We start from the raw sequence: 20,035 nt of genomic DNA on the forward strand, positions 1-20,035 counted from the left end.
CATGAAAAAGCCCGGCGTCGAGCCGGGCTTTTTCTGACAAACATTCGCAATCAGTGACGCTTGTGACCTTTGGACAGGTTGGCGCCGACGGCACCACCGGCAGCGCCACCCAGGCCGGCGCCAATGGTCGCGCCATTTCGGCCGCCCAGGCTGTTGCCGATCACCGAACCACCGGCCGCGCCGACACCACCGCCGATAGCCGCCTTGGTGCGGCTGCCTTTGCCGGCGGCCATCGCACTGCCGGCCGCGCCTGCAACACCGGCACCAATCGCCGCGCCGGTGCTGCCGCCCATTTTCTGGCCGACCACATTACCCAGCGCACCACCCAGACCGCCGCCGAGTGCCGCAGTGCCTTCACCAGCCACCGCACCTTGAGCAACCAGAAGCCCCAGAACCAGAGCGGGCAATGTTAGACGCATGACAAAAACCTCAAAAATAGGGAGATCAAAAGGGGCCGAGATTGAAAGCTGCCGACGCGCTGAAGTCCAGAAAAATCAGCTGCCGCCGAGCACTTGGCGCCGATTGGACAGCGATTTGGCAAAAGGTTTTATCGCAGGCAAAAAAAAGCCCGCTGGGGAGACGGGCTGGAGACTTGCTTTCTAACGGATGGCTTCACCCTACGTCCGTGGACGTGAAAAGTTTGTGAAAAAAAAACCGAATCTGCCCGATCACTTGTAGGAGATTTCCTTTCATAAACATCAGGCATAAAAAACCCCGTTCATAGACGGGGTTGTTTGGTCTCACCTTACTTTCTTGACCGGGCCGAAACCTTCGGAAGGAATTTGGCTTTCGGCCCCTTGGGCGTGGTGGACTTGATCTTGCCGGTCTGCACCGGGTCCTCGCCAAAGCCCGATTGGTACTCCGTCTGGCCGCAACGGACACAGTTATTGAATGAAAACTCGGCTCCATCGTCTTCGATATACGGATCAGTCATAGCCTCTCCCCTTTGCAATAGATCGACACCGGCAAAGCCCTTTTGCCTGAAAAAATATCGACCTCCAAGGCTTTTGAGACTAGCCGGTCATTACTGGACTTGCGGTTCAGTTCGACCGATGCCCGACGAATGGCCTACACCTCTTCAACATCCCATTACCCGAAGACGCCCTGAAGCTTGTGGGATCCAAGCCATGGCGCTGATCTGCACAACCTCAACGCAACTTGACCGCTGTGCCGGTCGCGAACACCACGACCATGCCGCCCTTGCCCGCCGGCATACTGATCTCGAAATCCAGCCCGACCACCGCATCCGCTTGCAAAGCTCGAGCCCGCCCCTTGATCTCGTCAGTCGCCTGAACCCGCGCCTCTTTCAACGCACGCTCCAGCGTCTGCGAGCGCCCACCGAAAAAGTCGCGCATGCCGGCAAACAGGTCACGAATCACATTGACGCCCTGCACCGACTCCGCACTGACAATGTCCAGGTACGCGGTGATCTGGCGGCCTTCGATGGCGTGGGTGGTGGAGATGATCATGGGAACCGTCCTTTTTCAGCGGATAAAGTGGCGATTGTAATGTGCTATGGCACATCAGACCGAGCACTTGCGCGCATGACTTGCGCAGCGGATTAAAATCCAGACGCCAGAAACCACAAAACCCCTGATCTCTTTCGAAATCAGGGGTTTTGTATATTGAATTTGGCGGTGAAGGAGAGATTCGAACTCTCGATACAGTTTCCTGTATACACACTTTCCAGGCGTGCTCCTTAAGCCACTCGGACACTTCACCGTATCTCTTCAAACATGTTCTGTCTGTCGAGGCGCGCTAATGTAGTCGAAAGCTTTTCTGATGGCAAACTTTTTTTCAGAATTTTCATGCGCTTAAAGCATAAAGGCGTTTCGACCCACCCTGGGCGATGGCAAACCGGACAATCTCTGGTGACGGCCACCCTTTTATATAGAAGCAGAACGGTGTGCTACGCCGGGCGCGGCCGGAAACGGTGACTGGCGGGTCAGTCACGGCGCTTTACCTGGCCTGCCGCGGTGGGTAACGTCTGCCCATCTTTCTTACAAGGAATAGCGTCATGAGTGAGTTGATTGCCTACCACCTCGAAGACGGTATCGCGACCCTGACCTTGAACAACGGCAAGGTCAATGCCATTTCCCCGGACGTGATTGCGGCGTTCAACGCGGCGCTGGATCAGGCGAAGACTGATCGTGCCATCGTGATCATTACCGGTCAGCCGGGAATTCTGTCGGGCGGCTACGACTTGAAGGTGATGACCGCGGGGCCTAAAGAAGCCGTGGCGCTGGTCACTGCTGGTTCGACCCTCGCCCGCCGCCTGCTCTCTCATCCGTTCCCGGTGATTGTCGCCTGCCCTGGTCACGCTGTGGCCAAAGGCGCGTTCCTGCTGTTGTCTGCCGATTACCGCATCGGCGTCGATGGCCCGTTCAGCATCGGCCTGAACGAAGTGCAGATCGGCATGACCATGCACCACGCCGGCATTGAGCTGGCCCGTGATCGCCTGCGTCGCTCGGCGTTCCACCGTTCAGTGATCAACGGCGAGATGTTTGATCCGAAAAGCGCGGTGGATGCCGGTTTCCTCGACAAGGTGGTGGCTGCCGAAGAGCTGCAAGGCGCAGCCCTGGCAGCAGCGCGTCAGTTGAAGAAGATCAACATGAACGCGCACAAGAACACCAAGCTCAAAGTGCGCAAGGCACTGCTCGAAACCCTCGACAACGCGATCATCCAGGATCAGGAGCATCTGGGTTAAACCCACGCTTCCCGAGCCGAAGAAAAGCCCGACCGTCGTGTCGGGCTTTTTCTTGCGCGTTCGGTTGATCGAGCGTCGACTGCTCTAGCACGGGTCTGACAATCAACTCGGAAACATGCGCTTAAACATCGCCTATCTCCGCACTCTATAGCAGCAATTGCCGAAAACAGTGCACATCCGTACACTGCGCCACCTTTTGTCCCGGTGGGGCCTGAAAATGCTGTTTGTGTTTCGTATGTTATTGATGGGCCTGCACTTTATTCTGGCCGGCGTGTTGGGCGTGATCCTCGGGCTGTGCCGTCCGTTCAACCCGGACAACAGCCGACTGTGCGCCCGCCTCTACGCGCTACCGGCCATGTTTATTTTGCGTTTGCGTGTGAAGGCTGAAGTCGGCCCGTTGATGAACAAGCCCGACAGCTGCGTGATCGTGGCCAACCATCAGTCCAACTACGACCTGTTCGTGTTCGGCAACGTGGTACCCCGCCGGACTGTGTGCATCGGCAAGAAAAGCCTGAAATGGGTGCCGCTGTTCGGGCAACTGTTCTGGCTGGCAGGCAACGTGTTGATTGATCGTGGGAACGCGCACAAGGCGCGCAAGTCGATGCTCACCACCACCCACACCTTGCAACACGAAGACACGTCGATCTGGGTGTTCCCGGAAGGCACGCGCAACCTCGGTGAAGAACTGCTGCCATTCAAGAAAGGCGCGTTCCAGATGGCGATCGCCGCCGGTGTGCCGATTGTGCCGGTGTGCGTCAGCAGCTACATCAAGCACATGCGCCTGAACCGCTGGCGCAGCGGGAAAATTCTCATACGCTCGCTGCCGGCGATTCCTACAGCCGGGCTGACCATGGATGACATGCCCATGCTCATGTCCCAATGCCGCGAACAGATGCGCGAGTGCATCGCCGCGATGGATCAGCAGCTGCAAGCTGCGTGAAAAACCAACCCGCCTCGTGCGGGTTTTCTTTTGCCGGGTGAACTGTGCAGATTTCACTGACTCTCAAGCAGCGACACGGCTAAGCTGAAGCCTTGTATTCCCTGCCATCTGCCAAGAAGAAGTGAACCACCACCATGGGTCGAGTTGTTGCTGCTGCGGTTTACAGCGCCGGTAAGAAAGTCACCAATATCACGCTTGACGAAGGCGCCGCCTGGGCCGCAAAAACCGGGCATTTTGTCTGGATCGGCCTGGAAGAGCCGGACGCTCAGGAGCTGGCCAATCTACAACGCCAGTTCAACCTGCACGAACTGGCCATCGAAGATGCCCTGGAAAAACACAGCCGGCCAAAGCTGGAAACCTTTGGTGACGCCTTGTTTATCGTCACCTACTCGCCGATCCGCGAGCATGGGATTTTGCAGTTCATCGAAACGCATATCTTCGCTGGCAAGGGCTACATCATCACCGCCCGCAACGGCCACTCGGCGTCCTATGCGCACGTCCGCCAGCGCTGTGAGGCGCGGCCGCTGTTGCTCGAGCACGGCGAAGATTTCGTCCTCTATGCACTGCTGGATTTCGTGATCGAAAACTACCAGCCAGTCGGCGAAGCGATTCATGCCGAGATTGATGAATTGGAGCGCAACGTGCTGTGCAGTGCGTTGAACGAGCATGACATCCAGAAACTTCACGGCCTGCGCCGCGATGTGTTGCGCCTGCGCCGTTATGCAGCGCCGATGGTGGAGATTGGCGAGGAGCTGCAGAAACTGAGCTTCCCGTTCATCGACAAGAACATGCGCCCGTACTTCCGCGATGTGCAGATTCACGTCACGCGGCAGATGGAAGACCTGACGACGCTGGCGGACATTGCCAGTCAGACCATCGAGATCGGCGTGTTGCTGGAGGCGTCACGGCAAAGTGTGGTGCAACGCAAGTTTGCTGCGTGGGCGGCGATTCTGGCGTTCCCGACGGCGGTGGCGGGAATTTACGGGATGAACTTCCAGAACATGCCGGAGCTGAGCTGGCATTACGGCTATTTCGCTGTGTTGGGGTTTATTACGGTGGGGTGTGTGAGTTTGTGGGCGAGTTTCAAGAGGTCGGGGTGGCTGTAGTCCTGTGGCGAGGGAGCTTGCTCCCGCTGGGGTGCGAAGCGCCCCCAAACAGACATCAAGTTGCCGTAAATTACGGCTGCTGCGCATCCGAGCGGGAGCAAGCTCCCTCGCCACATAGGTAAATGTCAGGTCTTAAATCGCTGCAGCCTCAGGCTTGTGCGCCACAAACCGCATCATCCATTCCGCCACCGTGGTGCCATGGTGCTCCTGCTCCAGGCTGGCCACGCCTTTGGAATAGATCTGTGACCCCAGCGCGTCCTGGCGCAGATCCAGCAGCGCCCGCGAATAGTCGTGGATAAATTCCGGATGGCCCTGGAAGCACAGCACCTGATCGTTGATGTGATACGCGGCAAACGGACAGAAATCGCTGGAGGCAATGACCGTGGCGTTTTCCGGCAACGCAGTGACCTGATCCTGGTGGCTGATCAGCAACGTTAACTCTTCCCGCACCGGGCTCATCCACGGCGCCTTGGCCGCCAGTTTGTAGTTGTGGGTGCCGACACCCCAGCCCTGAGTGGCGCGCTCACTCTTGCCACCGAGCAACAGCGCCAGCAGTTGATGGCCGAAGCACACGCCGAGCAGCTTGTCGCCACGCTCGTAGCGAGTCAGCAGGTATTGCTTGAGAGTCTGGATCCACGGATCGGTGCCGAACGAATCGGCCTTGCTGCCAGTGATCAGGTACGCGTCAAAGGTCAGGTCGTCGCTGGGGTATTCGCCCTGCATCACGTTGTACACGGTGAACTCGGCGGCAATCGGTTGCTGCGAGAACAGGCGCTGAAACATCTGCCCGTAACCCTGATATTGATCGACCAGTTCCGGACGCAGGATGTCGGTTTCCAGAATGCAGATGCGTAGCGACATAAAAAATACCTGACACGTGATGGGAATAATGAACACCCAGAGCCTGCCTTGAAACACCCCGGCAAGGCAAGCCCCGCAGCGCTCAGCCGATCACTTAAAACAACTCGCCTTTCGCGGCTTTTTCCAGCAACAACGCCGGTGGCGCAAAGCGCTCGCCGTACTGCTCGGCCAGATACTGCGCGCGTGCGACGAAGTCCTGCACGCCGTACTGATTGATAAATTGCAATGCGCCGCCGGTCCATGGGGCAAATCCAATGCCGAAGATCGAGCCGACGTTGGCATCTGCCGTCGAAGTCAGTACACCCTCCTCCACGCAGCGCACGGTTTCCAGGGCCTGCACGAACAGCAGACGATCACGCACATCCTTCGGCGAAATCTGCCCGTCGGCCTGCTCGAAACGCGTCTTCAGCTCCGGCCACAGATGCTTCTGACCACCCGCCGGGTAATCATAGAAGCCCCCGCCGGCGGCTTTGCCCGGGCGCTTGTATTCGTTAAGCAGCAAGTCAATCACAGCGAACGCCGGATGCTCTGTCAGCGATTTCCCTTCCGCTTGCAGGTCCTTGGCCGTTTGCTGATGGATATGGTTCATCAGGCTAAGGGAGACTTCGTCGGAGATCGCCAGCGGCCCGACCGGCATCCCGGCCTTGCGCGCTTCGGTCTCGATCATCGGCGCGCTCACCCCCTCGCCGAGCATGGCGATGCCTTCGTTGGTGAAGGTGCCGAACACCCGCGAGGTAAAGAAGCCACGACTGTCGTTGACCACGATCGGGGTTTTCTTGATCTGCAGGACGAAGTCGAAACCGCGCGCCAGGGTTTCAGCACTGGTCTGTGCACCCTTGATGATTTCCACCAGCGGCATTTTGTCCACCGGACTGAAGAAATGCAGACCGATGAACTTGCTCTGATCGGGTACTGCCGTCGCCAGTCCGGTGATTGGCAACGTTGATGTGTTGGAGGCAATCACCGCGTCAGGACCGACAATTTTTTGCGCTGCCGCGGAGACGTTGGCCTTCAGTTCACGGTCTTCGAACACAGCCTCGATGATCAGATCACAACCCGCCAGATCGGCATCGCTCTCGCTGGCCTGGATCCGCGCCAGCACCGCCTCGCGTTTTTCAGCCGTCATCTGCCCACGGGCGACTTTCTTGTCCAGCAACGCCGCCGAGTGGGCCTTGCCCTTCTCGGCCGCCGCCAGGTTGATGTCCTTGAGCACCACATCGATACCAGCAGAGGCACTGACGAAGGCGATCCCGGCGCCCATCATGCCCGCACCGAGTACACCGACCTTGCGCGTGACATAGGGCTCAAAGCCCCGCGGCCGCGAACCGCCAGCATTGATTTCGTTGAGCTGAAACCAGAAGGTGTCGATCAGGTTTTTCGAAATCTGCCCGGTGGTCAGTTCGGTGAAGTAACGGGTTTCGATCAGGTGCGCGGTGTCGAAATCGACCTGCGCACCCTCCACCGCCGCGCAGAGGATTTTCTCCGGCGCGGGCAGCGTGCCTTGAGTCTTGCTGCGCAGGATTGACGGCGCAATCGCCAGCATCTGCGCGACCTTCGGATTCGACGGCGTGCCGCCGGGAATCTGGTAGCCCTTCACATCCCAGCGCTGCACCACACTCGGGTTGGCGACAATCCAGGCGCGCGCCTTGGCCAGCAACTCGTCACGATCCGCCGCCAACTCATCGATCAGACCGGCCTGCAACGCCTGCTGTGGGCGGATCTTCTTGCCTTCGAGCAGATACGGCAGCGCCTTTTCGATCCCCAGCATACGCACCATACGCACCACCCCGCCGCCGCCCGGCAACAGTCCGAGGGTCACTTCCGGCAGACCGAGTTGCACCGCCGCAACGTCCAGCGCCACCCGGTGATGGCACGCCAGGCAGATTTCCCAGCCTCCGCCGAGTGCGGCACCGTTGATCGCTGCGACCACCGGTTTGCCGAGGGTTTCCAGGGTGCGCAATTGCCCCTTGAGGCTCAGCACCATGTCATAGAACGCTTTGGCCTCGGGTTTACCGACTTTGATCAGCTCATTGAGGTCGCCGCCGGCAAAGAAGGTTTTCTTCGCCGAGGTGATGATGACCCCGGCAATGCTGTCCTTTTCCGCCACCAGCCGCGCGACGCAGGCGCCCATGGCCTGGCGGTATACGGCGTTCATGGTGTTGGCGCTCTGGCCCGGCATGTCGATGGTCAGCACGACGATGGCGTCCTGACCTTTTTCGTAACGAATGGCTTCGCTCATAACAAGATTCCTTGAATTCGGGGCTCAAAGGCGTTCGATGATGGTGGCAATGCCCATGCCGCCGCCGACGCACAGCGTCGCCAGGCCGTAACGCAGACCCCGGGTTTCCAGCTCATCGAGCAAGGTGCCGAGGATCGCGCAACCGGTTGCGCCCAGCGGATGGCCCATGGCGATCGAGCCGCCGTTGACGTTGACCTTGTCCGGGTCGACCGCCATGTCCTTGATGAACTTGAGCACCACCGAGGCAAACGCTTCGTTGACCTCGAACAGGTCGATGTCTTCCACGCGCAAACCGGCCTTGGCCAGTGCCTTGCGGGTGGCCGGCGCCGGGCCGGTGAGCATGATCGTCGGGTCAGTACTGGTCACCGCCGTGGCGACGATACGCGCCCGAGGCTGCAAACCCAGCGCACGGCCCTTGGCTTCGGAGCCGATCAACATCAGCGCCGCACCGTCGACGATCCCGGAGCTGTTGCCCGGCGTGTGTACGTGGTTGATTCGCTCGACGCGGCTGTAAACCCGCAGCGCGGTGGCATCGAAGCCCATCTGGCCGATCATTTCGAAACTCGGCTTGAGTTTGCCGAGACCTTCCATCGTCGATTCGGCGCGAATGAATTCGTCGTGGTCGAGCAGGATGATGCCGTTCTGGTCCTGCACCGGCACCAACGACTTGTTGAACGAACCGTCGGCCCGGGCACGTGCAGCTTTTTGCTGCGAGTGCAACGCATAGGCATCGACATCCTCACGGCTGAAGCCCTCAAGGGTGGCGATCAGATCCGCGCCAACGCCCTGCGGGGTGAAGTGGCTGTGCAGATTGGTCTGCGGGTCCAGCGCCCAGGCGCCGCCGTCACTGCCCATCGGTACCCGCGACATCGACTCGACGCCACCGACCACCACCAGGTCTTCGAAACCGGAGCGGACTTTCATCGCGCCGAGATTTACCGCTTCCAGACCGGAGGCGCAGAAGCGGTTGATCTGCACACCGGCGACGCTGACGTCCCAATCCGCCACCTGCACCGAGGTTTTGGCGATATCGGAACCTTGATCGCCAATCGGCGTGACGCAACCGAGTACCACGTCATCGACCTGGCTGGTGTCCAGCGCAGTACGGCTCTGCAGCGCGGTCAACAGCCCCGCGACCAGATTCACCGGTTTGACGCTGTGCAGCGCGCCATCGGCCTTGCCTTTGCCACGGGGCGTACGTAGCGCATCGAAAATCAAAGCTTGGGTCATGACGTCCTCGAACCTGTGCGGTGAGTGAATTTCGTGGTCTCACTGTTGTCCCGCGCCGTCGAGGATTCAATGACCACAGCGCTCAATGATGTTGACGCGCACGCTCAGACGGACGGTCATCCACCCTCAGGTGAACCGGTTCAGGTCGGCGAGTTGTCTAGCAAGCGGTCGGCACAGAAGCTGGCAATACGCCTCATGTCTTTTTTATTGCCAGCAGCAGCAAATACATACGAAATGGATCTAAGCCGCGCGTGACGCGGGCTCTAAGGTAGTAAATGTACGTCAGGGTCGTCGGGTTTTGCCGGGGCCGACGTTCTTCTACAGGAAGTGCAGCGTTTGCCGTCATGGATATGCAGGCAAACATCAGGAAATAACAATAAAGGCGGTCAAGCCATGTTCAAACAACCGAAAGTTCGTCAAGCCGGGCTCATTCTTTTCGCCACCACGCTGTTGCTGATTTTGCCGAACCTGACCAAGGTCATCGGCTGACTCGCCGGCCGGGTGCATTTCATTGCCATCAACAATGTGACTGGCCCGCTTCCCGGGCCAGCGTGGCTGTGCCAACCTTTGCGCACTCCTACGACATGGACGGCGATCATTTGAAAACGCTCATTATGTTCTGGGCCTTGCTGCTGAGCATGCCCTTGTCTGCCGCACAGCTGGATCTGCAGCTGGGCGCAACCCGTCACACCTGGCAGACCGAGGAATTGCTCAAGCACCCTCAGGTACAAACCCTGACCATCAAAAATGATGTGTCTTACAAGAAGGACATGACTTATCGCGCCGTCCCGGTCGCGGCGCTGCTGACGGGCATCAAACCGGGCGATCATCTGCAAGCGGTGGCGCTGGACGGCTTTGCCGCCGAGCTGAGCGCTGCACCGTTGCTCAATACCAAAGGCGCACGTGCCTGGCTGGCGATCGAAGACCCGGCGCAGCCGTGGCCGCCGCTGTCCGAAGGCAAGCACAGTGCCGGGCCGTTCTATCTGGTATGGACCGACCCACAAGCCGGCAATATCAGCCCGGAACAATGGCCGTTCCAGGTGGCAAGCATCAAGCGCATGGCGCCAGTGGCCGAGCGCTTCCCTGCCCTGTTGCCGGATCCTGCGCTGAAAGCGAATGACCCGGTGAATCAGGGTTTTGCGCTGTTCCAGAAGAACTGCCTGGCCTGCCACCGCTTGAACGGTGCGGGCGATGCGCAGTTCGGGCCGGACCTGAACATTCCGTACAACCCGACCGAGTATTTCGGCGCGGACTTCCTCAAGCGCTACATTCGTGATCCACAGAGTTTGCGCCAGTGGCCACAGGCGAAGATGCCGGGGTTTTCGGCGGAGGTGTTGCCGGAGGGGGATTTGCAGTTGCTGATCGGCTATTTGCAGCACATGGCTGGGCGCAAGATCAAGCCATAAGCGTTGCGGTGATATCACCGGCCTCTTCGCTGGCAAGCCAGCTCCCACAGGATTACCGCGGATTCAGAGTCAGCGCATAACCTGTGGGAGCTGGCTTGCCAGCGATAGCGGTATCCCGGATCTACTGTTGCTGCACGGAAATGACTGGCGTCGGCGACACCAACACCTTCGCATGCATCTGCTCGCTCCCCCCTCCACGGCGCATGCCGCGCACCGGGCAGGCATCCAGATAATCCAGGCCCACCGCCAGTTTCAGGTGCCGCTCCGGGCGGGCCAATTGGTTGGTCACGTCAAAGCTGTACCAGGCGTCATCCAGCCATGCTTCGGCCCAGGCATGGCTGGCCAGGTGCTCGGCGTCCTCGCTGTACAGGTAGCCGGAAACGTAGCGTGACGGGATCCCCAGGCTGCGTGCACAGGCGAGAAAGGCATGAGTGTGGTCCTGGCAAACCCCGGCGCGCCCGGCGAAGGCTTCGGCGGCACTGGTGTCGACTTCGGTGGAGCCCGGCGTGTAGGTCATGTGCTGATTCAAGCCGTGCATCAGATCGATCAGGGCGGTGCGGTCACGTCGCTGCTTGCAGGATTTGTCGGCAAACGTACGCAACGCTTCGTCCGCCTCGGTCAGGCGAGTGAAGCGCAGGAACGGCAGCGCCGACTGACTCTCATGCTCGGCCTCACGCAATTCGTCGATATCCACTTGGCCGCGGGCGCCGATGATGATCGCTTCGTGCGGTTCATCCATGGTCAGCACATGCAGGATGTTGCCGAACGGATCGAGCTGCGCGCGCACCGGACGCGGCAGGTCGAGCTGCCAGCTCAACACGTGCTGACGCTCGCTGTCGTGCGGGGTCAGGCGCAGATACTGGATGCTCGCCCGCACCTGATCTTCATAGTGATAGGTGGTCTCGTGGCTAATGGAAAGTCTCATGCAGCCTCCAGGTATGAACTGTGAATCGCGTTGCCCAACTGGCGCACCAGCGGGATGAATTCGGTGAGCCAGGCGTGCAGGCCTTCGGCGAGGATTTCGTTGATGCCGGTGTAGCGCAGACGCGCGTCCATTTCGGCGGCCAGACGTTGCGCCGGACGGCCGTTGGCCCCTGGCAACTGGGCGAGAATCTGGTCGATTTCCTCGGTGCAGGCACGCAGCGAGCGCGGCACATCGGCGCGCAACAGCAGCAACTCGGCGACATGCCGGGCGCCGGGGGCGTCGCGGTAGATCTCGGTGTAGGCCTCGAAGGACGACAGCGCCCGCAGCAGCGCACTCCATTGATAGTAAGCGTGGGCGGTGCCGTCACTGACGGCCTCGGCCTGATCGCCAGCCATTTCGTAGCGCGCATCAAGCAGGCGCAGCGTGTTGTCCGCACGCTCGATGAACGTCCCCAGACGAATGAAGCGGAACGCATCGTTGCGCATGATCGTGCCGTAGGACGCGCCCCGGAACAGGTGCGAGCGCTCCTTGATCCACTCGCAGAAACGGCTCATGCCGTAACGGCTGAGGCCCTGTTCGGCAATGCCGCGAATCTCCAGCCAGGTAGCGTTGATGTTCTCCCACATGTCCGCGGTGATACGCCCGCGCACCGCATGCGCACTGGCTCGCGCTGCGCCGAGGCAGCTGTAGATGCTCGCCGGGTTGGCCGCATCGAGGGCGAAAAAGTGCAGCAGGCGTTCGGCATGCAGTTCGCCGTGACGCTCCAGGTAATCGTCGAGGGTGCCGGTAATCAGCAGCGGCATGGCCAGCTCGTGCAGACCGTCACCACGACCGTCCTGCGGCATCAGCGACAGCGAATAACTGACATCGAGCATCCGCGCGAGGTTTTCCGCCCGCTCCAGGTAACGCGACATCCAGTACAGATCCGAGGCAGTTCTACTTAACATGGCAAGCTTCCTTCAATCCTCGACCACCCAGGTGTCCTTGGTTCCGCCACCCTGGGAGGAATTCACCACCAGGGAGCCTTCACGCAGGGCGACACGGGTCAAACCGCCGGGCACGACCCGGGTTTCGCGGCCAGACAGTACAAACGGACGCAGGTCGATATGGCGCGGCGCAATGCCGTTTTCGACAAAGGTCGGACAGGTCGACAGTGACAACGTCGGCTGCGCGATGTACGCGTGGGGTTTGGCTTTGATCCGCTCGCGGAATGCATCGATTTCCGCCGCTGTCGCCGCCGGCCCCACCAGCATTCCGTAACCGCCGGAGCCTTGGGTTTCCTTGACCACCAGATCCGGCAGATTGGCCAGTACGTGGGAAAGTTCCGAGGGATTGCGGCACTGCCAGGTCGGCACGTTCTTCAGGATCGGCTCTTCGTCGAGGTAAAAGCGGATCATGTCGGTGACAAACGGGTACACCGACTTGTCGTCCGCCACGCCGGTGCCGATGGCGTTGGCCAGCACCACGTTGCCCGAGCGATAGGAGGACAGCAGTCCCGGTACGCCGAGCATTGAGTCCGGGCGGAACGCCAGCGGGTCGAGGAAAGCGTCGTCGAGACGCCGGTAAATCACGTCCACCGCTTTCGGCCCGTCGGTGGTGCGCATGAAGACCTTGTCGTCACGCACGAACAGATCCGCGCCCTCCACCAGCTCGACGCCCATTTCCCGTGCCAGAAAGGCGTGTTCGAAGAACGCACTGTTGAAGCGCCCCGGCGTCAGTACCACCACGCTCGGGTCGTCGATCGGGCTGGAGCTTTTCAGGGTGTCGAGCAACAGGTTCGGGTAGTGATCGATGGGCGCGATGCGCTGGGCGGCGAACAGCTCCGGAAACAGGCGCATCATCATCTTGCGGTCTTCAAGCATGTAGCTGACGCCGCTCGGGGTACGCAGGTTGTCTTCGAGCACGTAGTAGGTGCCGTCGCCGTCGCGCACCAGATCAACGCCGGAAATATGCGAATAGATATCGCGGTGCAGGTCCAGGCCCTGCATCGCCAACTGGTACTGCTCGTTGGCCAGCACCTGTTCGGCGGGAATGATCCCGGCCTTGATGATGCGCTGCTCGTGATAGAGGTCGGCAAGGAACATGTTCAGCGCCTTGACCCGCTGGATACAGCCACGCTCGACGATCCGCCACTCGCTGGCGGGAATGCTGCGCGGAATGGTGTCGAACGGAATCAGGCGCTCGGTGCCCTGCTCGTCGCCATAGAGCGTGAAGGTGATCCCGGCCCGGTGGAACAGCAGGTCGGCCTCGCGCCGCCGTTGCGCCAGCAACTCGTCAGGCGTGTCGGCAAGCCAGCGGGCGAACTCCCGGTAATGCGGGCGAACCTGGCCGCCGGCATCGTACATTTCATCAAAATAGGTGCGGATCATGCCGTACTCCTTGTCACCCGGACCTACAGGCCTTCGCAAGGCCCGTGCCATCGGCATAAACGCTTTGATTTCAATCGGTTGGATAATCAAGCCGCAAGCACCGCACCATTCCTGTGCGGCAAATGCTCCAACAGGATTGCCCCCGCTTCATTGCGACGCACTGCATCGCCTATCACCAGCATAGTCAGAGTTGATTTCACTGCTTGCGCCGGGCTGCGGATAATCGGCGCATTCGCTGAAAACTTCCCCGCTGAAGACTTCAGCTCCACTGATCCGGACTGCCCACGCAGTCCCCGCAGGCCGTAACCCTGACCGGTTTCCTCTCCTTATCGGTCTTCCCTTTTAGCCACCCTCTCCGGTGGCTTTTTTTTGCCTTTCTGAAATGTTTTGAAAGTAAAAAGCAAAAGATCGCAGCCTCCAGCAGCTCCTGCAGGTGATTGGTGCAGAAGCTGCCGGAGGCTGCGATCTTTTGATCTTGAAAACGACAACGGCCAACCCGAAGGTCAGCCGTTGCTCAATACCTGAAACCAGAGATCAGTTCAGACGATGGCGGTTGCGTACCTCCTGCTTGACGCCCCAGCCTTCGATGATGCCGCCCAGCGGCTCGACCACGGCAGAAAAGCCCTGCTCGAAATCGCCAATGTCGTCATAGGTCGCGTGCATCACTTTGCTCAGTTCCAGTGACCAGGCGCCATCTTCGCGCGCACTGACCTGGGCATTGATGGATTCACCACGAAATTTGCCCGCCGCCCTGCGCGCCCGCTCCTCGTCCGGGAAAATGGCGTAGAACTCGATGGGATGGAACCGGGAAAAGTCGAAACCGCCTTCTTTCATGCGGCGCAGTACGTTGCTGCTGATGTCTTCTTGATAGGCTGTGCTCATGAAACGTCCCCCTCGGATAGATGGATAGACTTTCCGTATTCCCGCCCCGGGCCTTACAGGCCAGAAGTACATCGGCAAACCGGTTGCCGGCGGGAAACAAGCATGTAGCTGACAAGACCAGACCTTAGCGATTCGTTCGCTGATCTCGCTTGCAGAGTAGCCCCAAGATAGAGCTGCTGCCAAGGCCTGGTTGTTGCGGATGAAAGGAAGATTTTCAGATTGGAGTGATGCTGCGGATCTTGATGCTGTTCTGCGTTTCGAGGCTTTTGACGCCAGCATCAGGGGTTCGCCCTTCCAGATCGTTCAGATCCAGTTTGGCGGCCACCGGCAGGAGCCGTTCCTTGATCAGGCGTGCAGCCTCGTCGTCACTGGGGCATTCCGCGCGCTCGAACACCTCATCGACAATTTCACCATGATCGTCCACGAAAGTGACTTTCCACTTTTGCATCGGTGCCTCCTCGATCAAACCCGCAAATGGGCTTACTACTATCTCGACTTTTGGCGAGATTGATCGTTCAAAAGGATTGCGGCGCACGAACATGAAAAAAAATTAACCGATGGGGAAACAGGCTTCTGTGGCGAGGGGATTCATCCCCGATGGGCGCGAAGCGTTTCTGAATTCAGCGAACGCATAGTGTCAGTTCCAACGCGTCTGCCGATTTTACGACTGCTGCGCAGCCGGTCGGGGATAAATCCCCTCACCACAGGGGATCTATCACCGATCCGGGAATAGTGCGTCAGTCGTTGCTTGGCTTGTTGATCGCCTGCAGCACGTACTGTGGCAGCGCGAACGCGCCGATGTGGATTTCCGGGTTGTAGTAGCGGGTGACGATGCCGCTGCCGATGAAGCGCTGCTGCAAGGTTTCACGGCTCAGCTTGCGATAGGCCGGGTTGGTCGAGCCCCAGGCGAAGGTCATCGAACCGCCAATGTAGGTCGGCACGGCCGCTTGATAGAAGTGCCAGTCCGGGAACAGGCTGCGCAGGCGACCGGCGGTGGTTTTGACTTCATCGATCTGCATGAACGGCGTGCCGTTCTGGGTCACGAGGATCCCGCCTTCGTTCAGGCAACGGTGACAGGCCTGGTAGAAGTTCTCCGAGAACAGCACTTCGCCCGGACCGATCGGGTCGGTGGAGTCGGAGATGATCACGTCGAATTTTTCTGTGGTGGTGGCGACGAAACGCATGCCGTCGTCGATCACCAGATTCAGGCGTGGATCGTCATAGGCGCCCTTGGAGTGGTTCGGCAGAAATTCCTTGCACATGTCGACCACGGTGCCGTCGATCTCGACCATGGTGATGTGCTCGACGCTGGCGTGTTTGGTCACTTCGCGCAGCATGCCACCGTCACCGCCGCCGATGATCAGCACGCGCTTGGCTGTGCCGTGGGCGAGGATCGGCACGTGGGTGAGCATTTCGTGGTAGATGAATTCGTCGGCTTCGGTGGTCTGGATCACGCCGTCCAGCGCCATCACCCGACCCATACGCGGGTTCTGGAAGATCACCAGGTGTTGATGTTCGGTGCGCACTTCGTGCAGCAGTTTTTCCATGCGAAAACGCTGGCCGTAGCCTTCGTAGAGGGTTTCCAGGTACTCGCTGGTCTTGGTGACGGTCATGGTCAAGTGCTCCGATGAATGCGCGGGCGTCGATCGTGGGGGACGATTGCCCGGGAAAGGCGCGCATTCTACGTTGCCGAAGATGACAGGTCGAACCTCTGTTTATCGACAATCCACAATCCATGTAGGAGCTGCCGAAGGCCGCGATCTTTTGATTTCTGTTTTAAAAAAACAAAGTCAAAAGATCGCAGCCTTCGGCAGCTCCTACAGGGGTATTACAGTGTTCTTCAGACCCGCACATTGCCCCGCGGCCCGGCAATCGCCCAGATGATCAGACCCAGCACCGGCAGGAGGATAATCAGCAGGACCCAGAGGATTTTCATCCCGGTCTCGGCACCGCTTTTCAGTACGTTGATAATGGCCCAGATGTCGAGGGCAAGAATGATCAGGCCAATCAGCCCGTTGAACGTGGAACCCATGGTGTCACTCCAGATTAGTGGCATGCACTTTTAGGATAGACGGTCGCGCGCAGGGTTCCCTTTTATTGCGTTCAGACGTGAACGGCGACTTTCAGCGCTTCCAGGGACGGCGCCGCCGCGATGCCGACTTCGGCACACAGCTCCAGCACTCGTGGCACGTCGTTGCCGTAGACCAGCACCACTTGCAGCTCGTCATCGAGCAGCTGACTGAAGTTCATCAGCGTGTAACCGCCGTTTTCCTTGTTCAGGCTGCTCATCTGCACCTGAATGCGGTTGAGTGCGGTCAGTGCCTCGGTCTTGGCCAGTTGCTTGGGCTTGAGGTTGAATTCGACGCCCGGGCCAAACGAGGCGACGATCTGCGCGAACAGGTCAACGTAGGTGTCGGCCTGGAACAGCACGGTGTCCGGCAGGCTGCCGACCACCACCCACTCCCCCAGCGGAATCGGGAAGGTGTCGTCGTAGTTGATGTCCGGGTTGGCCGCGAGGAACGCATCGGCATTGGCGTAGGCCTGCGCCGCTTCGTCGGCCACGTTCAGGATCTCGTCCTCGCCCATGCAGCCGGAGCTGATTTTGCTGATGAGTTCGACGAGTGCGGCTTTCATGAGGGCGGATCCTGTGGCGAAGGTGAATTTCGAGGGCGCGAAGGATAGCGCATTGCGACCTCCGGCTGCACACAGAACAATGTGGCGAGGGAGCTTGCTCCCGCTGGGGCGCGAAGCGGCCCAAAAACAGTGGCCTCACCATTTTTACCAGCGCTACGCACTGGAGCGGGAGCAAGCTCCCTCGCCACAGAATCTCGACAGCCTCAGGCCAGCAGCTTTTCCAGCTGCGCCGTGGTATCGACCGCCCCCATGGTCCGCGCCGCATCCAGCGCGGTGATGCCATTGGCATCTTTGGCTTGCGGATCCGCGCCTTTGCCGATCAGGTAATCGACGATTTCAACGCGGTTGAACATCGCCGCCATCATCAACGCCGTGCGCCCGTCAAAGGACGAACCTTCGATCTCGGCACCCGCTTCCACCAGCGCCTTGACCACCGCCAGATCGCCTTTGAACGCGGCACCGGCAATCGGACTCTGGCCGTTGCCGTTGCGCATTTCCGGGTCGGCCTTGTGCTTGAGCAGCACCTGCACCGCGTCGACGTGGCCGTAGTAACTGGCGAGCATCAAGAGCGTGTCGCCCTTGCTGTTTTTCAGGTTCACCGGCAAACCGGCGCTGATCAGCCGATCAAGCATCAGCGCATCACCTTCGCGCGCCTTGTTGAAAACCTGCTCGGTGAATTCGGCAGCTTCTTCAGGGGTCATCTGGCGGCTTTGGTCAGACATGGGCAACTCCACTTTCGGTTATTCGCAAAGCCGACAGTTTCCCGAGCGCGACGATAGCTGTCACCCCCTTTTTCTCAAGTCCGGCCATAGCCAATCTCAATAGCGGTACTTGCCCTGATGAATATCGGTCAGCACCTGATCCGTCACCTGCACGTAAGTCTGAGTGCCGGGCAACCAGGCATAGATTGGGTCATCCCCAGTCTGGGCGGGGTCGAAGCCCTCTTTTTTCAAACGGGTCTTCTGGTATTTGAACGTCCCGGTGGTTTCCATTTTCACCTTCACCCGCAGGAACAGCGGCACCGCATACGCCGGCATGCGCTGACGGGCGAATGCGAGCAATTCAGTGAAATCCAGGGTCGCCAGTGACTCGGCGGGCGTAATGGCGGCCATCCCGGCGCGACCGTTGGTGTTGCGCACTTCCACACCGTAGGCCACCGCCTCGGAAATGTGCGGATGCTGCAACAACAGGTTTTCCACTTCCGTGGTCGAGACGTTTTCGCCCTTCCAGCGGTAGGTATCGCCGAGGCGATCGACAAACTGCGCATGGCCGAAACCGATATTGCGCAGCAAGTCGCCGGTATTGAAGAAGCGGTCGCCCTTGCTGAACACATCATGCAGCACCACTTTGGCGGTTTTCTCTGGGTCGGTGTAACCGTCCAGCGGGGCCTTTTCGTCGATCCGTGCCAGCAGCAAGCCCTGCTCGCCCTTGCCGACCTTGCGCATGAAGCCGTTGGCGCTGCGCAGCGGCTGCCCGCTGTCGTGGTCGTATGCCACCAGTTCCCAGGCCATCAGCGAGAAACCAATGGTGTTGTCGAAGTTGAGAATGTTGCTGAAGCCGATATTGCCGTCACTCGCCGCGTACAGCTCGCAGATGTGCTCGACGGCAAACCGGGTCTTGAACTCGGCCCAGGCGCCGGGACGCAAGCCGTTGCCGATCATCTTGCGCACGGCGTGACGGCTGTCATCGGCGCTGGGTGGTTGATCGACCAGATAGCGGCACAATTCGCCGACATACCCGAGGGTGGTCGCGTTATAGCGACGCACGTCCGGCCAGAACTGGCTGGCGCTGAACTTGCGGCGGATGGCGAACCCGGAAGCACCGTTGATCGCCGAGCCCCAGCACACGCAGAGCCCCGTGGCGTGGTACAGCGGCAAAGTGCAATAGACGACGTCGTCGGGCGTCATGTTCAGGGCGATCATGCCGAAGCTGGCCGAACTGCGCATCCAGCGACCGTGCTTGAACACCCCGGCCTTGGGCAGACCGGTGGTGCCGGAGGTGTAAATGTAAAAACACGGATCGTTGAAGAACACTTCGCCGCTGCTGGGCGGGTTGTCACCGGACGCATCGGCACTGGCACTGATCAGATTGATGTAGCCATCGGGCGCAATGCCCGGGTGGCTGTAGGTGTCGCGGTCAGCGATAAACCAGGTGCGCTGCGCCGGGATCGACACCTGCTCGCGGATCGCGGCAAACGCCGGTTGCAGTTCTTCACCGAGCACGATCGCCACCGGCGCTACCAGATTGATGCTGTGAATCAGCGTGTCGCGGGTCTGCGAAGTATTGAGCAGCGCACTGACCGCGCCGAGTTTGGCCAGCGCCAGAATGGTCACCAGCAGTTCCGGCCGGTTTTCAATGAACACCGCGACCACATCGCCCTTGCCGATGCCCTGCGCACTCAAATAGTGGGCGATGCGATTGGCCCATTGGTTGACCTGCGCGTAGGTCAGCAAGACGTTGTCCTGCAGGATCGCCAGGCCTTCAGGGTTACGCAGGGTTGCCTGCTCGAAGGTCCAGCCGAGGCCACACGTTTGGGTCGGATCCGTGACGTTGGCGACTTTCATGCCCTTGACCACCCGCGGGATGGCTTTGGCGATTGTCGGCAGTTTGCGGAGCATCATGCTCCAGGTAATCGTGTCGCTCGGCGCGTGACGCATGGCAGCTCCCCGTTCGACCTGGCAGGCCGGTTTCTTATTGTTCGGGCCGTGGCATGACCTGCGTTGCGGGCAAGGTCGG

20 protein-coding genes and 1 tRNA gene are annotated in these 20,035 nt (G+C 59.8%); 4 read left to right on the forward strand and 17 right to left on the reverse strand.

What is annotated here, in order from left to right:
- Positions 1–50 precede the first annotated feature (50 nt).
- From KVQ82_RS20505 to KVQ82_RS20520, 4 genes are all read right to left on the reverse strand, one after another.
- Complete coding sequence (locus tag KVQ82_RS20505) at positions 51–419, reverse strand: glycine zipper domain-containing protein (RefSeq protein ID WP_007960728.1); 369 nt, start codon at positions 417–419, stop codon at positions 51–53.
- Positions 420–745: 326 nt separating this feature from the next.
- Positions 746–934, reverse strand: a complete 189-nt coding sequence (locus tag KVQ82_RS20510; RefSeq protein WP_041067596.1) for a hypothetical protein — start codon at positions 932–934, stop codon at positions 746–748.
- Between the two features lie 214 nt (positions 935–1,148).
- Positions 1,149–1,469, reverse strand: a complete 321-nt coding sequence (locus tag KVQ82_RS20515) for a YbjQ family protein (RefSeq protein ID WP_222015487.1) — start codon at positions 1,467–1,469, stop codon at positions 1,149–1,151.
- Positions 1,470–1,632: 163 nt separating this feature from the next.
- Positions 1,633–1,722 (reverse strand) — tRNA-Ser (locus tag KVQ82_RS20520).
- Positions 1,723–2,017: 295 nt separating this feature from the next.
- Here KVQ82_RS20520 and KVQ82_RS20525 point away from each other — a divergent pair.
- The 3 genes from KVQ82_RS20525 to KVQ82_RS20535 all read left to right on the forward strand — a co-directional run bounded on the left by KVQ82_RS20525 (position 2,018) and on the right by KVQ82_RS20535 (position 4,753).
- Entirely contained in the window at positions 2,018–2,707 is a 690-nt protein-coding gene (locus KVQ82_RS20525; protein WP_047598841.1) for a crotonase/enoyl-CoA hydratase family protein, read from the forward strand.
- A gap of 217 nt (positions 2,708–2,924) precedes the next feature.
- Positions 2,925–3,647 (forward strand): 1-acylglycerol-3-phosphate O-acyltransferase, encoded by a 723-nt coding sequence (locus KVQ82_RS20530; protein ID WP_222015488.1) that lies wholly within the window; start codon positions 2,925–2,927, stop codon positions 3,645–3,647.
- A 134-nt stretch (positions 3,648–3,781) separates the two neighbouring features.
- Entirely contained in the window at positions 3,782–4,753 is a 972-nt protein-coding gene (locus tag KVQ82_RS20535) for a magnesium and cobalt transport protein CorA (RefSeq protein WP_027613314.1), read from the forward strand.
- Positions 4,754–4,885: 132 nt separating this feature from the next.
- Here the strand turns inward: KVQ82_RS20535 and KVQ82_RS20540 are convergent, their stop codons facing one another.
- The 3 genes from KVQ82_RS20540 to KVQ82_RS20550 all read right to left on the reverse strand — a co-directional run bounded on the left by KVQ82_RS20540 (position 4,886) and on the right by KVQ82_RS20550 (position 9,083).
- Positions 4,886–5,614 (reverse strand): amidotransferase, encoded by a 729-nt coding sequence (locus KVQ82_RS20540; protein ID WP_222015489.1) that lies wholly within the window; start codon positions 5,612–5,614, stop codon positions 4,886–4,888.
- 94 nt (positions 5,615–5,708) lie between these two features.
- On the reverse strand, positions 5,709–7,853 hold the full coding sequence (locus KVQ82_RS20545) for a 3-hydroxyacyl-CoA dehydrogenase NAD-binding domain-containing protein (RefSeq protein ID WP_222015490.1): 2,145 nt from the start codon (positions 7,851–7,853) through the stop codon (positions 5,709–5,711).
- Positions 7,854–7,877: 24 nt separating this feature from the next.
- Positions 7,878–9,083 (reverse strand): acetyl-CoA C-acetyltransferase, encoded by a 1,206-nt coding sequence (locus KVQ82_RS20550; RefSeq protein WP_222015491.1) that lies wholly within the window; start codon positions 9,081–9,083, stop codon positions 7,878–7,880.
- A gap of 584 nt (positions 9,084–9,667) precedes the next feature.
- Here KVQ82_RS20550 and KVQ82_RS20555 point away from each other — a divergent pair.
- Positions 9,668–10,489, forward strand: a complete 822-nt coding sequence (locus tag KVQ82_RS20555; RefSeq protein WP_222019426.1) for a cytochrome c — start codon at positions 9,668–9,670, stop codon at positions 10,487–10,489.
- Between the two features lie 121 nt (positions 10,490–10,610).
- Here the strand turns inward: KVQ82_RS20555 and KVQ82_RS20560 are convergent, their stop codons facing one another.
- The 10 genes from KVQ82_RS20560 to KVQ82_RS20605 form a co-directional block, all read right to left on the reverse strand.
- A complete protein-coding gene (locus KVQ82_RS20560) occupies positions 10,611–11,414 on the reverse strand; it encodes a transglutaminase family protein (RefSeq protein ID WP_108182136.1) in 804 nt (267 codons plus the stop codon).
- Positions 11,411–12,361: an alpha-E domain-containing protein gene (locus KVQ82_RS20565; RefSeq protein ID WP_007960702.1), complete on the reverse strand. Its 951-nt coding sequence runs from the start codon at positions 12,359–12,361 to the stop codon at positions 11,411–11,413. Before KVQ82_RS20565 ends, KVQ82_RS20560 begins: the two co-directional genes overlap by 4 nt.
- A 12-nt stretch (positions 12,362–12,373) precedes the next feature.
- The gene (locus tag KVQ82_RS20570; RefSeq protein ID WP_041068899.1) at positions 12,374–13,783 is read right to left on the reverse strand and encodes a circularly permuted type 2 ATP-grasp protein; all 1,410 of its coding nucleotides are present in this window, start codon (positions 13,781–13,783) and stop codon (positions 12,374–12,376) included.
- 534 nt (positions 13,784–14,317) lie between these two features.
- On the reverse strand, positions 14,318–14,665 hold the full coding sequence (locus KVQ82_RS20575; protein WP_041068892.1) for a ribonuclease E inhibitor RraB: 348 nt from the start codon (positions 14,663–14,665) through the stop codon (positions 14,318–14,320).
- 214 nt (positions 14,666–14,879) lie between these two features.
- The gene (locus KVQ82_RS20580) at positions 14,880–15,113 is read right to left on the reverse strand and encodes a hypothetical protein (RefSeq protein WP_041068889.1); all 234 of its coding nucleotides are present in this window, start codon (positions 15,111–15,113) and stop codon (positions 14,880–14,882) included.
- Positions 15,114–15,402: 289 nt separating this feature from the next.
- On the reverse strand, positions 15,403–16,278 hold the full coding sequence (speE, locus tag KVQ82_RS20585; protein ID WP_041068886.1) for a polyamine aminopropyltransferase: 876 nt from the start codon (positions 16,276–16,278) through the stop codon (positions 15,403–15,405).
- 227 nt (positions 16,279–16,505) lie between these two features.
- The gene (locus KVQ82_RS20590) at positions 16,506–16,697 is read right to left on the reverse strand and encodes a PLDc N-terminal domain-containing protein (RefSeq protein ID WP_007960694.1); all 192 of its coding nucleotides are present in this window, start codon (positions 16,695–16,697) and stop codon (positions 16,506–16,508) included.
- Positions 16,698–16,768: 71 nt separating this feature from the next.
- Positions 16,769–17,299, reverse strand: a complete 531-nt coding sequence (locus KVQ82_RS20595; RefSeq protein ID WP_198759349.1) for a hypothetical protein — start codon at positions 17,297–17,299, stop codon at positions 16,769–16,771.
- A gap of 203 nt (positions 17,300–17,502) precedes the next feature.
- Positions 17,503–18,021, reverse strand: a complete 519-nt coding sequence (locus tag KVQ82_RS20600) for an ankyrin repeat domain-containing protein (protein WP_041068881.1) — start codon at positions 18,019–18,021, stop codon at positions 17,503–17,505.
- A 96-nt stretch (positions 18,022–18,117) separates the two neighbouring features.
- Positions 18,118–19,956, reverse strand: a complete 1,839-nt coding sequence (locus tag KVQ82_RS20605) for a long-chain-acyl-CoA synthetase (RefSeq protein WP_222015492.1) — start codon at positions 19,954–19,956, stop codon at positions 18,118–18,120.
- Between the last annotated feature and the right edge of the window lie 79 nt (positions 19,957–20,035).

Origin of the sequence: Pseudomonas sp. AO-1 (assembly GCF_019775695.1) — a bacterium.
Taxonomy (GTDB): domain Bacteria; phylum Pseudomonadota; class Gammaproteobacteria; order Pseudomonadales; family Pseudomonadaceae; genus Aquipseudomonas; species Aquipseudomonas parakoreensis.